Annotated in this window: 14 protein-coding genes; 3 read left to right on the top strand and 11 right to left on the bottom strand. The window is 59.5% G+C overall.

Features of this window, described 5'->3' with window-relative positions:
* Positions 1 to 108: 108 nt before the first annotated feature.
* Complete coding sequence (gene guaA, locus HB633_RS06035; protein WP_213777242.1) at positions 109 to 1,689, top strand: glutamine-hydrolyzing GMP synthase; 1,581 nt, start codon at positions 109 to 111, stop codon at positions 1,687 to 1,689.
* A gap of 122 nt (positions 1,690 to 1,811) precedes the next feature.
* Here guaA and HB633_RS06030 read toward each other — a convergent pair whose 3' ends face one another.
* Together HB633_RS06030 and HB633_RS31115 are read right to left on the bottom strand one after the other, a co-directional pair.
* Complete coding sequence (locus HB633_RS06030) at positions 1,812 to 4,226, bottom strand: glucose/quinate/shikimate family membrane-bound PQQ-dependent dehydrogenase (RefSeq protein WP_213777241.1); 2,415 nt, start codon at positions 4,224 to 4,226, stop codon at positions 1,812 to 1,814.
* Positions 4,227 to 4,452: 226 nt separating this feature from the next.
* Complete coding sequence (locus HB633_RS31115; protein ID WP_213777240.1) at positions 4,453 to 5,148, bottom strand: GNAT family N-acetyltransferase; 696 nt, start codon at positions 5,146 to 5,148, stop codon at positions 4,453 to 4,455.
* A gap of 192 nt (positions 5,149 to 5,340) precedes the next feature.
* Here HB633_RS31115 and HB633_RS06020 point away from each other — a divergent pair, with 192 nt between their 5' ends.
* Positions 5,341 to 6,414 carry an NAD(P)/FAD-dependent oxidoreductase gene (locus HB633_RS06020; RefSeq protein WP_213777239.1) on the top strand — a complete coding sequence of 358 codons (1,074 nt, stop codon included), beginning with the start codon at positions 5,341 to 5,343 and terminating at the stop codon, positions 6,412 to 6,414.
* A gap of 17 nt (positions 6,415 to 6,431) precedes the next feature.
* Here the strand turns inward: HB633_RS06020 and HB633_RS06015 are convergent, their stop codons facing one another.
* The 4 genes from HB633_RS06015 to HB633_RS06000 are packed head-to-tail and all read right to left on the bottom strand — an operon-like array spanning position 6,432 to position 10,499.
* Complete coding sequence (locus HB633_RS06015) at positions 6,432 to 7,100, bottom strand: energy transducer TonB (protein WP_255580777.1); 669 nt, start codon at positions 7,098 to 7,100, stop codon at positions 6,432 to 6,434.
* Between the two features lie 12 nt (positions 7,101 to 7,112).
* Positions 7,113 to 7,511 (bottom strand): biopolymer transporter ExbD, encoded by a 399-nt coding sequence (locus HB633_RS06010; RefSeq protein ID WP_213777237.1) that lies wholly within the window; start codon positions 7,509 to 7,511, stop codon positions 7,113 to 7,115.
* Complete coding sequence (locus tag HB633_RS06005) at positions 7,508 to 8,113, bottom strand: MotA/TolQ/ExbB proton channel family protein (RefSeq protein WP_213777236.1); 606 nt, start codon at positions 8,111 to 8,113, stop codon at positions 7,508 to 7,510. The genes HB633_RS06010 and HB633_RS06005 overlap by 4 nt, the downstream gene beginning before the upstream one ends.
* A gap of 31 nt (positions 8,114 to 8,144) precedes the next feature.
* The gene (locus HB633_RS06000) at positions 8,145 to 10,499 is read right to left on the bottom strand and encodes a TonB-dependent receptor (RefSeq protein ID WP_213777235.1); all 2,355 of its coding nucleotides are present in this window, start codon (positions 10,497 to 10,499) and stop codon (positions 8,145 to 8,147) included.
* Positions 10,500 to 10,640: 141 nt separating this feature from the next.
* Between HB633_RS06000 and zigA the strand changes: the two genes are divergently transcribed.
* Entirely contained in the window at positions 10,641 to 11,858 is a 1,218-nt protein-coding gene (zigA, locus tag HB633_RS05995) for a zinc metallochaperone GTPase ZigA (RefSeq protein ID WP_218626685.1), read from the top strand.
* A 13-nt stretch (positions 11,859 to 11,871) separates the two neighbouring features.
* Here zigA and HB633_RS05990 read toward each other — a convergent pair whose 3' ends face one another.
* The 5 genes from HB633_RS05990 to HB633_RS05970 all read right to left on the bottom strand — a co-directional run bounded on the left by HB633_RS05990 (position 11,872) and on the right by HB633_RS05970 (position 15,522).
* Positions 11,872 to 12,648 (bottom strand): DUF1223 domain-containing protein, encoded by a 777-nt coding sequence (locus HB633_RS05990; RefSeq protein ID WP_213777234.1) that lies wholly within the window; start codon positions 12,646 to 12,648, stop codon positions 11,872 to 11,874.
* 92 nt (positions 12,649 to 12,740) lie between these two features.
* Complete coding sequence (locus HB633_RS05985) at positions 12,741 to 13,382, bottom strand: DUF1109 domain-containing protein (RefSeq protein WP_213777233.1); 642 nt, start codon at positions 13,380 to 13,382, stop codon at positions 12,741 to 12,743.
* A gap of 102 nt (positions 13,383 to 13,484) precedes the next feature.
* The gene (locus HB633_RS05980; RefSeq protein ID WP_213777232.1) at positions 13,485 to 14,126 is read right to left on the bottom strand and encodes a DUF1109 domain-containing protein; all 642 of its coding nucleotides are present in this window, start codon (positions 14,124 to 14,126) and stop codon (positions 13,485 to 13,487) included.
* The gene (locus tag HB633_RS05975; RefSeq protein WP_213777231.1) at positions 14,123 to 14,695 is read right to left on the bottom strand and encodes a sigma-70 family RNA polymerase sigma factor; all 573 of its coding nucleotides are present in this window, start codon (positions 14,693 to 14,695) and stop codon (positions 14,123 to 14,125) included. The genes HB633_RS05980 and HB633_RS05975 overlap by 4 nt, the downstream gene beginning before the upstream one ends.
* Positions 14,696 to 14,814: 119 nt before the next feature.
* Positions 14,815 to 15,522 carry a glutathione S-transferase N-terminal domain-containing protein gene (locus tag HB633_RS05970; protein WP_213777230.1) on the bottom strand — a complete coding sequence of 236 codons (708 nt, stop codon included), beginning with the start codon at positions 15,520 to 15,522 and terminating at the stop codon, positions 14,815 to 14,817.
* Between the last annotated feature and the right edge of the window lie 270 nt (positions 15,523 to 15,792).

Here is a 15,792-nt window from a genome sequence, read left to right as displayed (position 1 = left end):
GCCGGCCGTTGATATTTCTGCGTGACACGACGCGCGAGACTTCGTTCCCGCCGCTTCGCGTTTCCGTTTTGCCAACCGTTTCCGCTTACTCGCCTTCTGGCCGCTGCCATGCACGACAAGATCCTGATTCTCGATTTCGGCTCCCAAGTCACCCAACTGATCGCGCGACGCATCCGCGAATCACACGTGTATTCGGAGATCCATCCGTACGACGTCGATGAAGCATTCATCCGCGAATTCGCGCCGAAGGGCATCATTTTGTCGGGTGGACCGAACTCGGTCACCGAACTCGATTCGCCACGGGCGCCGCAAGTCGTCTTCGATCTAGGCGTGCCGGTCCTCGGCATTTGCTACGGCATGCAGACGATGGCCGAACAACTCGGCGGCAAGGTCGAACTCGGCAATGTCCGCGAATTCGGCTACGCGGAGGTGCGAGCGCATAACCATACGAGTTTCCTTAACGGCATCGAAGATTTCCAGACGGCCGAAGGGCACGGCATGCTCAAGGTATGGATGAGCCATGGCGACAAGGTGGCTGACATGCCGCTGGGATTCAAGCTGATGGCGTCGACCCCGGCTTGCCCGATCGCGGCCATGGCCGACGATGAACGTCATTTCTATGGCCTTCAGTGGCATCCGGAAGTGACGCATACGGTGCAGGGCCGTGCGATGCTCGATCGCTTCGTGCTCGAACTTTGCGCGGCGCGGCCGGATTGGGAGATGGGTCATTACATCGATGAAGCCGTCGAGAAGATCCGCGCGCAAGTGGGCGATGAACACGTCATTCTGGGGTTGTCGGGCGGCGTGGATTCGTCTGTGGCGGCGGCGCTCTTGCATCGCGCGATTGGTGCGCAGCTGACGTGCGTGTTTGTCGATCACGGCTTGTTGCGGTTGAACGAGGCCGAGCAGGTCATGACCACATTTGCCGATCACCTCGGCGTGAAGGTGATTCATGTCGATGCCAGCGAAGTGTTCCTGTCGAAGCTTGCCGGCGTGACTGATCCCGAGGCGAAGCGCAAGATCATTGGCGCTGAGTTTGTCGAAGTGTTCCAGACGGAAGCGAACAAGCTGAAGGACGCGAAGTGGCTCGCGCAAGGGACCATTTATCCTGATGTGATCGAGTCGGCCGGCAAGGGTAAGAAGGGTCACACGATCAAGAGCCATCACAACGTGGGTGGCTTGCCCGAGACGTTGAATCTAAAGCTGCTCGAACCGTTGCGCGAGTTGTTCAAGGACGAGGTGCGCGAGCTGGGTGTCAAGCTCGGGTTGCCGCCGGCGATGGTTTATCGGCATCCGTTCCCGGGGCCGGGTCTGGGCGTGCGGATTCTCGGCGAAGTGAAGCGCGAGTTTGCGGATCTGCTGCGTCATGCGGATGCGATTTTTATCGAAACGTTGCGCAATACGTTCGATAAGGAATCGGGCAAGTCTTGGTACGAGCTCACGAGTCAGGCTTTCGCGGTGTTTTTGCCGGTGAAGAGCGTCGGCGTAATGGGCGATGGCCGGACTTATGAGTATGTGGTCGCGTTACGTGCCGTGCAGACGCTGGACTTCATGACGGCGCAGTGGGCACATCTGCCGCATGAGTTGCTCGGGCATGTTTCGAACCGGATCATTAACGAAGTGCGCGGGATCAATCGCGTTGTTTATGATATTTCGGGGAAGCCGCCGGCGACGATTGAGTGGGAATGAGCGTCGGAGGTCTCGATAAACGCTGAGGCCGACGTGTTCCTCAAAAGCCAATAGCGCCACCGTAGCCATTCAGCAAAAAAAACGCGCAACGCCAGCTCACTGGCATTGCGCGTTTTCATATCTCACTGCTTGTCCGGCAACGCATAAGCCACCACATAATCCCCCAGCTTGGTCCCGAAGGACCCATGCCCCCCAGCCGCGATGACCACGTACTGTTTGCCACCGACCTCATACGTCATCGGTGTCGCCTGTCCTCCTGCTGGCAAACGAGCTTCCCATAGCTGTTCACCGGTATCGGTATCAAACCCGCGCAGGTAGTTGTCCGCAGTCGCCCCGATAAAAAACACATGACCCGCCGTCGTGACCGGACCGCCGAGCATCGGCATGCCCATCTTGAACGGAATCGGGATTGGAGACGAATCGCGCGTCGTGCCGATGCGTTTCTTCCAGATCACCTTGTTCGTGCCCAGATCGACCGCCGACACGTAACCCCAAGCCGGCTGCTTGCAAGGCAGGCCCAACGGCGAAAGGAACGGATTGAGCGTCACACCGAACGGCAAGCCGTATTGCGGCTGAATGCCGGTTTCCGTGCCCGTCCCGCCCCGTCCGGATGCAGTCGGCTCGATCGGATTTCCCGGTCCGCGCGCAATGAGCCTGGATACAAACGGCAACGCGATCGGATTGGCAATGGCGAGGCTGCGGTCGGTATCGATGGCAAGACCGCCCCATTCGAACATGCCGAGATTCCCTGGAAACACGAGCGTGCCTTGTTCCGAAGGCGGCGTAAACGGCCCTTCATAACGCAGACGATGGAACATCACGCGGCACACGAGTTGGTCGAACATCGTCGCGCCCCACATGTCCGCGCCCGTCAGGTTCTTTTTCGGCCTGAACGTGAGGTCCGAGAACGGCTGTGTCGGCGATAAACGGTCGCCTGTGGCCGCACCTTGCGGCACTGGTTGCTCGGGCGCGGGTACGATCGGCTTGCCGGTGCGACGGTCGAGCACGAAGATGTTGCCCGTCTTGGCCGGTGCATAAATAGCCGGGATGACGTTCCCGCTACTGTCCTTGATATCCGCGATAGTCGGCTGTGCCGGCAGGTCCATATCCCACAGGTCATGGTGGACGGTCTGATAGAACCACGCGAGCTTGCCCGTCGATGCATTCAGCGCAAGCAGTCCGCTTGCATAGCGTTCCTGATCGGGCGTTCGATGACCACCCCAGATGTCGGGGGTCGTTACGCCCATCGGCAGGTAGACGATATCGAGTTGCGGATCGTAGGCGGCGGGGGCCCATGAGTTCGGCGAGTTCATCGTGTAGCTGTGTTGATCGCCGGGAATTGCATTCGGGTCAGGCGCGCCGGGATCGAATGCCCAGAGCAGCTTGCCTGTGTCTATATCGAACCCGCGTATCACGCCTGACGGCTCGCGCGTGCCGTAGTTGTCGGTGACCGCACCCGCGACAACGATGACCTTCGATGTGACGACCGGAGGTGAAGTCGGCTCGTACTGTCCCGGCGTCTTGACCGGCTGCAGATGTTGCAGATCGAGCGAGCCGTTATCGGCGAAGGTGGGGCACCGCCGGCCGGTGGCGGCATCGAGTTCGAACAGGCGGCCATCGTTCACGGGGAGGATGATCCGGCGGGCGCACATCGCCTGGGCCCCCGCGCCACTGGCTTGGCGCGCCTGTGACGCAGCGGCCGTCTCATGATAGGAAACGCCCCGGCAGGTCACGTGCTGGAAGCTGGGATCGGGTTTGAGGCCGGGATCGAAGCGCCATTTCTCCTTGCCTGTTGCCCCGTCAAGCGCGATCGCAATTTGATGTGGTGTGCAGAAGTACAGCGTGCCGTCGACTGCAAGCGGCGTCACTTCATTCGTGATTTCAACCGGGTCGTTGGGGCCTTTCATATCGCCTGTGCGAAAAGTCCAGGCCTCCTTCAAGTCCTTTGTGTTCTTGTTGTTGATCTGCGCGAGCGGCGAATATCGGGTGCCTGCCTGTGTGTTGCCGTAGGCCAGCCAGTCGCCCGCGCGGCTGGCAGGCGTTGCCGGGGCTTCGGCCGTTTGCGCCGCCACCGTGCCGTTGATCTCTTGCGGATCGTTGAATGCGGCGTACACGAGCGCGATGCCGGTAAGCACAATCGCCGCGGCGAGCGCAAAGCCGGCGTTCTTCGCGGGCCTCATAAACAGGCGATAGGTGAAAGGAAGCAACAGCCAGATCCCGACGATGACCAACACATCGACACGCGGCGCCAGCGCCCAAAAATCGAAACCAGCCTCGATAACCGCCCATATCAGCGTGCCGAAGAGCAACAGCGCATAGAGATAGAGCGCCGATGTATTTCCTCGCCAGATGAAATACGCGATCGCCAGCATGAACAGTCCGGCGATCAGGTAGTAAGGCGAACCGCCAATCGCAATCAGCCAGATTCCCATCGCCACGAGATAAATTCCCGACAGCAATAAAAATGCGATCGTCAGCCACTTCACAACGGGAGATGCCGAAGCACGCGATCGCGCTGGCGGGAAGTTCGAGTTCATTTACGCACCTCTGGGTGTAGGCGGTAGCGGCTCATGGCTCAACGTTGCCATGGAGAATTTGCGCGGCGGGAAAGGTGATCGGCGTGAGAGACCCGCATTGGCGGCCCCTTGACGCGGCGGCAGGCTTTCGTAAAAAGTCGAGACTTCGGCTTTGCGCATGAGTATGACTTTCAAGAAACATGCGGGCTGTCGCAATCACCATGCCCGGAAAGGGCGCAATTCAAATCTACTCCTTTGTAACCGACGCAATATCAAACACCGCGCGTACCCCGAACCCGAGTTTTTCATACACGCTGGCCGCGTTGGTGTTCCCATCTCTTACGTGAAGAAACGCGGTATCGCCACGTTCGACAATGTTTTCCGTGATGGCCGCACTCAGTATTTGCGCATAGCGTTTGCCGCGGTGATCAGGATGCGTGCACACGCCGCTCACCTCCGTCGCACCATCGAGCCGCATGCGCTCGCCGGCCATTGCGATCAGCATGTTGTGGTCATCGAAAATGCCCAGGTATCGGCCTAACATGACCGTCCGCACCTCCATCGGGCCAGGCTGCGCCAATGCCGCGAGCGCGACCATGTCAGGGCCATCGGCGAGGGTGAGTATGCGCAGCGAAGGAAGGGGTGCCGTGATCGCAGGCGCCTTGAAAGTGTCCCTTGTGCATGTCATCTGTGCGAACGTGTAGCGCCAGTCGACGGTCCACCCTTCGGGCGGTGCATTCTTCGCAATTGCGAAAACGCCAACCAGTGCACCTGGGCCCGCGACCTCGGCAAGCGCGCGCCAGCAAACCGGATCGGACGAATCCACGACAGCGGCGATGGGCGAAATGGATGGATCGAACCGGCGAGCCAGTTCGTTCCCCGAGCTGAATGAGCGCTGCAATGCGGTAAGCGCGTTCCACGCGGGATTGTCGAGAGGATGCACTGAGCGAAGCTCCTTATAAAGTTAGCAGGGGGTGTCTCGTCATAAACACCCGGCAGCCAGCATTATTCCCTGTACGGCCAGATCACGGATATCACGGTTGCCAATAGTGCCTTCGTTGCCGGTCGTTCGCCGCTTCTGTATGGTAGTCGCCATGCGCGACGAATCAATACGCAGAACACACAAGGATAGCGAATGACTTCCGAAACCGGTACACATGCCGATACCCCCATCCGCACCGATGTCCTGATCGTGGGCGCGGGTCCCGTCGGACTTTTTGCGGCTTTCGAGGCGGGCGTTGTCGGCTTGTCGTGCCAGATCGTGGATACGCTTGGGCGTATCGGCGGGCAATGTATCGAGCTGTATCCCGACAAACCCATCTACGATATTCCCGCGGTTCCATCATGTACGGCACGTGAGCTCGTCGACCGGCTGATGGACCAATGTCGCCCGTTCGATCCGCCGATCCATCTGAACCAGCGCGTCGACACAGTCGAGCAGCGCGACGATGGCCGATGGACCGTGACAACAGAGCAGGGCCTCGTTTTCGATACAGCCGCCATCATGCTCGCGGCCGGCAATGGCGCATTCGTGCCGCAGCGTCTCGCGTTGCCCGAAGCCACGCCGCTGGAAGATCAGTTCGTGCACTACAGCGTGCGCGCGCTCGCCGACTTCGCCGATAAAACCGTCGTCGTCGCCGGCGGCGGTGACTCCGCGCTCGACTGGGCGCTGGCCTTGCGAAAGGTCGCGCGACGTGTCGTACTGGTGCATCGGCGTAACGGGTTCAGCGCGGTGGCATCGAGCGTCGATCAGATGAGGCGCGCGGTCGATGCCGGCGAAATGGAGTTCATGGTTGGCTCCATAGCCGGGTTGCATATGCTCGATGACAAACTCGCGTCCATCGAGATCCGGCAGATCGGCGGCGTGGCGCAAATCGAAGCCGATCATCTTGTGGTGCTGTACGGCCTTGTCGCGGATCTGGGGCCGATCGCAAAGTGGGGCCTTGAGATCGCCGGAGGCCGCGTCAATGTCGATACATCGAACTACGAAAGCACGCGGCCGGGGATCTTCGCGGTGGGCGATATCGCCAACTATCCGAACAAGCAAAAGCTGATTCTCTCGGGATTCCATGAAGCGTCGCTTGCGTTGCGAAAGGCGTTCACATACGCGTATCCCGACAAAAAGCGCACCCATGTGCATTCGAGCTACGACGCGGGACTTGCCGAGCGGATAACGTCCGGCGCGGCGCACGGTGACAAGGCGCTGTAGGCGCGAGTTCGTTGTCGTCAACTGACGTTGAAATGGACGCGCACATCCTGATGGCTTTCGATTGCGCGGCCGTCTTGCATCGCAGGGAAGAAGCGCCATTTTCGCAATGCTTCGAGAAGCAGCGCGTTCAAGCGTGGATTGGACGTGGGCTTTGACAGCTCGACGTCGACGCTTCCGTCCGCGTGCACATCGAAGCGTGCGATTGCCACGGCTTGATAGGCATCTTCGCGGAGATCATCGGGCAGAGAGGGCATCGGCTGATTGATGACGCGCGCGACGGAGCTCGCGGGTAAAACCGGCTTCTCATTCTCCGATGACGGCGCTGACGGCGCGGGTTCGTCCTGTTGCGCCGGAATCTCAGTCTTGGCAATGGCGTGTTCAATTGCCGGCGACCGCGCCACGCGCGGCTGGATCGCACGAACGGGTGAAGGATTCGAACGAGAACGAGGCGGCGCGGCGGCCGATTCGCTGCGAGCGGGCTCGGGCTCAGCCTTCGGTTTAGGTATAGACGGCGGCGCGAGTTCGACAAGACGCATCTCCATCACCGCTTGCTCAGGCGCGGGAGTTTTCGCCGATGGCCGCGACAACCGGCTCACAACCTGTGCAAGCAGGATCATCCATGCAGCGATTGCAATCAGCATCGCCGCGCTCAACCTGAAGCGCGGACCATCGAACAGAGTCTTCAAGGCCGCGTCCATCTATTCACGATGTACGGCAATCAAAAAGTGCTCGGCGCCGCCGCGGCGTGCGGCGAGCATCGCTTGAACGACGGCGCCTTGGGCTGCTGCATCATCGGCGGCAATCACTACGTTCTTGTCGGCCTTGAGCAGCCGCCTTATGCTCCCCTCGACCTGGTCCAATCGAACCAGGCTGTGATCGATAAAAATTTCGTTCTTCGGGTCGATGCTCATCGTCAATGGCCGATCTTCAGATAAGCGCTCGGCCTGTCCCGACGGCAGGTTGATTTTAACGGCATCGAGTCGCTGCATCGCGAGGGAAGCAAGCATGAAAGTCGCGAGCAAAAAGAACATCACGTCGATCATCGGGATGATTTCGATGCGGCCGCGCTTCGAAGCTCGAGATCGCCGGAGTTTCATTGGAGCGCACCCGCACTGGCTTCGACGGTTTCGGCGCCAAGCCGAATGCCGCTGAGACGCTCGTTGGCATAAACCTCCAGATCGTCTATCAAGCGTTCGAGGCGCCGCGAAAAGTAGTTGAATGCGAAAAGCGCGAACAATGCAACGATCAACCCGATAGCGGTCGCCACGAGTGATTGCGCGACACCGCCGGTCACGCCCCCGGGGTTCACGAGCCCGCTGCCGCCGAACAGCTGAAAGGAGTGCATCATTCCCACGATGGTTCCAAGCAGCCCGAGCAATGGCGCTGCCGTGACGATCGTTTCGAGCACCCAGAAGCCGCGGCTCATGTCGCGCTCGATCCGCGTTGCGAGAGATTGCGCACGCGTCTCGTACAACCATAAGGGCGCACCGGGATGCATGACGAAGGTCGCGTCAAGGCGCCTGAACGCATGCTGCGCCGGAAGCGTTTCAACACGCGTCGACGGCTCGCCTGCAAAGCGAGCAAAGACATAAGCGCGATCGATTGCAATCGCTATCGCCAGCACGGCGAGCAGCGTCAGCGGATAAACAACCCATCCGCCCACTTGCGCAGCAGCGACAATCCCTCCCCAATCCTGCATGATAAAAACCTTTAGTTAGTCATCCGATACATTAAAAATTCTTTGTAAGACCTGCGTACAGCGCGATATGCGGACCATACTGCGGCGCACCTACTCCAATGCCCGATCCGTCGCGCAACTCATACACGCGGTTAAACGCATTGATGAGCAGCAATCGTCCATCGAACTTGCCGATGAGCGGTTCCTTGAAGTCGAAGTGATGAATCACGCCGAGGTTGACCTGCGTGTACACCGGCAGACGATCCGTATTTGCAAAGCCGCTGCGCAGTCCGCTGCCGACAATGCCGTCGAAGGTAAATGTGGTCGTGCCCAACTGATAAGCGCCGCCAAACGACGCCGTCACGCGCTGGTCGTGATCGAGGAACACGAAATGGTTGCTGATGAACGCGAGTTCATCCGCGCCGAAGTTGAACTGCGCGGAATCGATGTCCTTCCCCTGAGCACGACTGAACGCCACGTTCATATAAGCGGAGACGTTGCCCTGTTTGTAGTTGCTGGTGAATTCGACGCCGTACACGCGTCCATACTGGTAGTTGAACGGGGTGAAGATCAGCGCGGTGCCGAACTGGCCTTCATCGAGCAGGTTGGTTGATTTTTTGTAGTACGCATCCACGCCGACGGTGATTGCGGACGTCAGCCGCTGCGTGACGCCGAGATCGAAGTAGTGGCTGCGTTCCGGCTGCACGGGATCGTTCTGCGTCGATGTCTGCGCCGTCGTTCCGGCGAACCGGGCAATGTCCGCGCCGGATACGAGTTCAAACGCCGGCGGCGTGAAGTAGCGCGAATAACCCGCATGCACGGTCGTCGTTGGCGTCAACGCATACACAAGGCCAACGCGCGGACTGAGCTGGCTCGCGCTTACGTACTCGTCCATCTTGTCGTAACGCAGGCCGTAGTTGACCGTAAGCTTGTCGGTGACTTTCCACTCGTCCTGTACGTAGGCACTGTAGAGATAACCCGTCTTGCTGCTCGAATCCGGCACATTGAAGGGTTGATCGGAGAGCTGGTTGCCGTCTTCATCGGCGGGAAAAACGCTAAGGTCGTTGTTGAACACCGCGTGTTCCTGCTGAAACGATATACCCGCGCGCAACGTGTGCTTAGCGTTGAGCCGGTACGTGGTGTCCGCTTGCACGCCGTTCGCGCTGTCGCTATGAAAATCGCTCGCGGCCACGCCGTTGAAAAGCAGATCGCCTACCGGATCGGGATTGAATTGAGTGCGGGAATAGCGCGTGAAGAGCGCGACCTGATAGTCCAGCGCGCCGCCGTTCGTACCCTGCAACGCGACTACCGCGAACTGGTTGAGCTCGGACTGGGTTTCGTTGAGTTTGCTCGAGTCGAAGCTGGTAATGCCGTTCAAAGTGAAGTTGGTCGGCAAGCCGGCCGTGTTGGGGATGTCGAACTGATTGCTGGTCGTGCCGAACATCAGGCTCACGCGCGTGAGCGGATTGATGATGTACGACATGAGCCCGAATGCATCGCCCTGACGCGTGTGATCGTGAATGGCGCTCGCGCTCGACGTCGGATTCTCGATACCCAGGTTGTTCTCGCCAACCGAGCCGCTGAAGTAGTAGCTGAACGGCCCCTTGCTGCCGAATACATCCGCGCTGGTCCTGATGGTTTGATGGCTGCCGCCGAATACATCGATTGAACCGCCGTTACCTTGGTCGCCGTTCTTCGTATGGATATCGACAATGCCGGCCGTCCGGTCGCCGTACTGCGCGGGCAAGGCGCCGGTCAACAGATTTAACTGATCGATGATGCGCGTATCGAGCGATTGCCCGAAACCGCTGATTGGTTCCGGAATGATCACGCCGTTGATGCGGTATTGCAGGTTCGCGTGGTCTCCGCGCACGTGCAACTGGCCATACGAATCGCTCGCCACGCCCGGCGCTTGCAGCAGCACCTGATTGAGCGGCGTGTCCTGACCAGCGGGGAGGGTATTGATATCGGCCTGACTGAATCGATAAACACTGCTCCCCGTCTCGGGCAGCAAACCATTGCGCGCGCGATCGAGCCGCTTGGCGTTGACTTGTACGTCGAGCGCGTCGCTCTGAGATATCGATATGGATACCGAATTATTGCTGCCGTCATTTGTGGTTGCGATGCTGCTTCCGCTTGCATACCCCGGCGCATTTACGACCACCGCATATGTGCCCGGCGTCACGTTGTGTACGACGAAATGGCCGCTCGTGTCTGTGTTTGCCGTACCGGCAGCAGCACCGCTCGCATTCTGCAGTACCACGTTGGCGTTCGCGACGGGTTTGCCCGTGCTGTCTGCCACAGATCTAGATACGGTGCCGTCTGATTCAGCGGCGTAGGCTTGGTTCGCTGCTAACTGGGCGAACAACAGCAGCGCCGCGTGGGCGAAGAGCGTGCGATTTTTCATCGATTATTTTTCTGCATGAGCGGTGGTGAAGTGCGTGACGGACAGGTCGATCTGTCTTTTTGAACAGAGCAATCAGCTTTATCTTGTGTAATTGGTGTAATGTTATAACATCCGTAGAACTTTCTACGAGGAATTTTTATAATGAAATCAATAAGAAAGCTTCCGGTAACAGTTTTGTCGGGTTTTTTGGGCGCAGGCAAGACCACGCTGTTGAATCACATCCTCAACAACCGCGAAGGCCGGCGAGTGGCTGTCATCGTCAATGACATGAGTGAGGTCAATATCGATGCCGCGCTGATTCGCGACGGCGGCGCGGAGCTTGCCCGCACCGACGAAAAGCTCGTCGAGATGAGCAACGGCTGCATTTGCTGCACGCTGCGCGAGGACCTCTTGCTTGAAGTGAGTCGCCTCGCCAGGGAAGGTCGCTTCGACTATCTCGTGATTGAATCGACGGGCGTGTCCGAGCCATTGCCGGTCGCGGAGACCTTCACGTTCGCCGATGAAGAAGGCCAGAGTCTCTCCGATGTCGCACGGCTCGACACCATGGTCACCGTCGTGGACGCATTCAATTTCTTGAAGGACTACAGCTCGGCCGACAGCCTCCGGTCGCGCGGCGAATCGTTGGGCGAAGAAGATTCGCGTACGGTAGTGGACCTGCTGGTCGAGCAGGTCGAGTTTTGCGACGTCATTGTTTTGAACAAGATCGATCTCGTCAGCGTTGAAGATCGCGCGCGCTTGATGACCATCCTCCGCGGCTTGAACCCACGCGCGAAGATCGAGATGGCTGAATTCGGCAAGCTGAGTCTGGACAAGGTGCTCGATACCAACCTGTCCGATTTTGATGAGGCATCCAAGGCGCCCGGCTGGCTAACGGCGTTGCGTGGCGAGCATAGATCCGAGGCGGACGAATACGGCATCACCAACTTTGTGTATCGCGCGCGCAGGCCGTTTCATCCTGAGCGATTTTGGCAACTCATCGAAAGCGAATGGCCGGGCGTGGTGCGTTCCAAGGGATTCTTCTGGCTCGCGAGCCGGCCAACGTATGTAGGGTCCTGGTCGCAAGCCGGCCGAGTATGCCGTCACGGTGCGATGGGATTGTGGTGGGCCGCGGTTCCAAAGGCGCACTGGCCGCAGGACGCGGAGTCTCTTCAATCAATCGATGACGACTGGGACCCGCAAGTCGGCGATGCACGGCAAGAGCTCGTGCTGATAGGTATCGATATGGATGAAGCCGCGTTGCGTTCGCGCCTCGACACGTGTCTTCTCAGCGATGCGGAAATGGCGCAGGGGCCGCAAGCGTGGCATGGGTTCAAGGATCCGTTTCCTGCATGGCAACACGACGAAGAACTCGCACATTGAACAACGATGAAACTCATTCGCCGCACGAGGCAAGCTCGGTCACTTGCAGCACTTCGCCGCTCGTTCCACGTTCAACGAACGCAACAACGCCGAAGCGCATGGCGTCCGACGCGTAATCGCCGGATAGTTGCGCGTGCCGTCCGGTTAATCGAATAGGACCGATCCATTGGCGTACCACGCGATCGTGATGTAGCGTCGCGCCGCTGTTTTCTCCGCCTTTGACCGCGCTGACGAGCTGGTTTTCATACACGGCTGCGTAAGCAACGGCGTCGTCCGGGAGATTTTTGCGCGCCGTGAACGACGCGTTGAACGCGATGCGGCCGGACGTCGAAGGACGCCCATCGATATGGATATCGGCGAGCGGCGCTTCGCTGTTCAATTGCTGAATGCGCGATTCGAAACTCGCGTTGTTCGACCAGTTGCGCAGCTCGTTTCCGCCGACAAAAACTTCCGGCGTGTACACGACGTGTCCGCCGCCATTCGATGTCAGTTGCTGCTGGCGTGTTGTGAACGCCGCTTGCGCAAAGCGGTCTTTCCACGCCGAGCTATCCCAGTAGTCCACGTGCAACGCGAGCGGTACGACTGTGTTCGTCTTGCGCGCGTGATCGAGCGTGCTGAGCCAGCTATCGGCGGGCGGGCAACTGTTACAGCCTTCGCTCGTATAAAGTTCGACAAGCGCCGCGCGATGAGCCGGGCTCGACGCGCTGCACATGTTGATGGATGCGGCATTGGCGGTCGCGGCGCATAGCGAGACAAGAAACGAAGCAAGGCGGAATGACGAAGCGCGCATTGCGGCCTCCGTAGAAATGGGGGAGATGAAACCTAGTTCGGCTTTGGCGTGAGACGGGTTACATTGCGGATGAAATAAGCGTGGTTGTGCATCTACCATCGCAAGAAGCGCGGCCCCAGGACGCCGCCGACCACCGTAGGCGCCATCATCCCGAGCACGTACCAGACGCCCCAGAACGGAACGGTCATCTCCACGCAGTAGAGCGTGTACACGAGCACCGCCTGTGCGCCGCTAAGCAGGCCGGCGGCAGCGCCGGCAATCACCGGGCGCGTCGGCGCAAGTCCCTTCATGGCCCAGAACACGGCAATAAAAGTTGGCACCGACAAGACCGAGATGTTGAACGTGCAGACTTGCCACGTGCTGCCGAGCACGAGTTGAAGCCGCAGCGCGGGCGGTGCAGCGACGATCACGACCAACGCGATCACCCAGATCAGCACGAGTGGGACGGCAAGCGTGAACCATGCGAAAGCGGTGCCAACGCCAGGACGTGATAGCTGCATCGCGATGAATAAAGACGCGCCGACCACAGCCAGTGGAAACGCGACCTTCAGCCAGAAGAGCGGCGTAGTGAGCATTTGCGGCATGTCACCGCGTACGCCGTAGAGGGCAACGACCAGGCAAGCCGCGCCGCTCAAGCCGAAAAATAACGCCGCTGCGAACCGTCGTGCAACGAAATGGGGATGGGTTGGAACGATGCCGGTGGCAAGCATCGATACAAACTCGCTGGTCTTCATGGCCACTCCGCTGACAGGAACCGTTAGCGCCGAGCGCATGATTTCTATTCGGTTCTGTCAGCGCGAGGGTTACGCTCGCAAACGAATTAATTCAAAGGTATTTCACCAACGCAAGAAACGTGGCCCGAGCAACGCGCCGATCAACGTGGCGAGCGTCATGCCAAGCAGGTACCAGACAGCCCAGAATGCCACGCTCATCTCGGGGCAATGCAGACAGTACGCCATAGTCGCGATGGTTCCCGCCAGCATGCCGCCGGCGGCGCCAGCGAGACGCAGGCGCGTGGGCGCGAGTCCGCGAATTGCCCAAAATACGGCAATAAAGGCCGGCACCGAAAGCAGCACGATATTGAACGGGCAAGAGCGCCACGTGGTGCCCATCACGAGCGGAATGCGGGCGTCGGGGGAGGCGAGGCACAGGACCGCCACCGCAGCGCTCCATACAACGATGACAGGAACGGCCGGCGCTGCCCAGAACGCGCCGATGCGCGTTCCCGGCCGCGACAGGCGCGCCGCCAGAAACAGCGCGCATGCCGAAAGTGTCGCGGGAAACGCGAAGCGCGCCCAGAAGAGCGGCGTGCGCGACACCACTGCGAGATCATGCCGGAAGCCATAGACAGCCAGCATGAGCACGAACGAACCCAGACCGCCGAGCAGCAACGCGCGCGCGAAGCGGCGCCGGGACAGGCCGGTATCGGCGGGAGTCACGCCCGTCGAAAGAAGCGAAATCAGGTCCTCGGTTTTCATGCGTTGCCTCGAATCTTTGCGGCCAGCGCCTTCAATCCACGGTGAATGCCTACTTTGATAGCCGACTCCGACATGCCGGTGAGCGTAGCGGTTTCGGTCACCGAAAGCCCTTGCAGCTTTACATGGACAATCGGCAAGCGGTGCCGGTCCGGCAATTGATCCAGCAGTTTGCCGATGTCGCGTTTGGCGTCGGCGGGCTCTTCGTCCGAGGTCGCGAAGATATCGAGCGTCTCATCCAGCGGATCATTCAGCGCTTCGCGGCGCGACCTCGCACGGAAAAAATCCATCAGCTTGTAGCGCGCGATCGCGTGGACCCACGCTGTCAGCGGTTCATGCGGACGATACGTATGGCGGCTGTTGTGCACAGCGAGCAGGATTTCCTGCACGACATCCTCGATGTCGTCCTGAAGGTAATAAATACGCTTTCTCAGGAAACCACGCAGGTGGGCGGTCAGGTCATCGAGGAAGGCACGATACGCAGCCGCGTCGCCATCCAGGCCGCGCACGAACAGCGCCCTGAGCCTCTCTTCGGCTCCGGACACGCCACCACCTTGAGTTATTCGCTTCATCGCGGCATTGGGTTACAGCGCGCTTCAAATAAAAAAGCGGCAGGGCGTTAAATGGCCTGCCGAACGCGAAACGTGCGGATTGTGCCGCATCATTTCGCTGCTGTCGATGCCGCAAACGCTCAGCGCGCGGCGTCCGGATAATTCGACGGAAAGAGCGCGCGGCGTGCCTGTTCGTCCAGTTCGCGCTTGAACCTCAGGTCGCGGCCGACGGCGCGTGCGCGCGCAACGGCCGGGCGGGCGCTGACGGCATCGAAGAAACGGTGCAGGTTCGGGAACGCGGCAAGCGAGTCCGCTTCACCCGGCAACACGCGCGGCGCGCGTTCGAGCCATCCCCACGCGGACATGTCGGCGATCGAATAATCGTGGCCAACGATGTATTCGCGTCCTGCCAGATGCTCGTCGAGCACACCATAATGCCGCTCGATTTCCCTCCTGTACCGATTGATCGCGTAAGGCAATTTCTCGGGCGCTGCGTGCTGGAAATGCACTGCCTGACCAGAAAACGGGCCGAGACCGGAGCTGATGAAGAACAGCCACGAAAGCAGTTCGGGACGGTCTGCGGGCGTTCCGGCAAAGCGCCCGGTTTTATCTGCCAGGTAAAGCAGGATCGCGCTGGAGTCGAAGACGCGCGCCTCCGTGCCGCCGGGGCCATCCGTATCCACGATCGCCGGAACCTTGCCGTTCGGATTAACGTTCCGGAAAGCGGGCAGGTGTTGTTCGCCTTTGCTGGTATCGACAGGGACGACTTCATATTCCAGGCCTGATTCCTCGAGAAATAGAGCGACCTTGGCAGGATTCGGCGTGGGGTGAAAGTAGAAGCGGATCATGGCGTCCTGGGGTTGAAAGACAGTGAGCGCGGGCCGCAACGGCCGGCTGCTTGCGTTTAAAAACGGTCGATTCAGGGTATCCGATGGCATACGCGATGGCAATCGTGCCCATGAAAGCATTTGCTCAAGTCTTTGTCATGGCCCTGCAAGGTTAATAAAAAAACCGATCTGCTGTAACCAGCCACCCATTCCCGACGAACTAACTGACAGACACGCGTTGTTTGTGCAGTGATGCCTTCACGCAGATCTGGACAGTTCAAGCGAATTACC

This window comes from Caballeronia sp. dw_276, assembly GCF_018449635.1.
GTDB lineage: Bacteria > Pseudomonadota > Gammaproteobacteria > Burkholderiales > Burkholderiaceae > Caballeronia.
The sequence above is the reverse complement of the archived record's forward strand: the minus strand, read 5'-3'. Positions and strand labels throughout refer to the sequence as shown.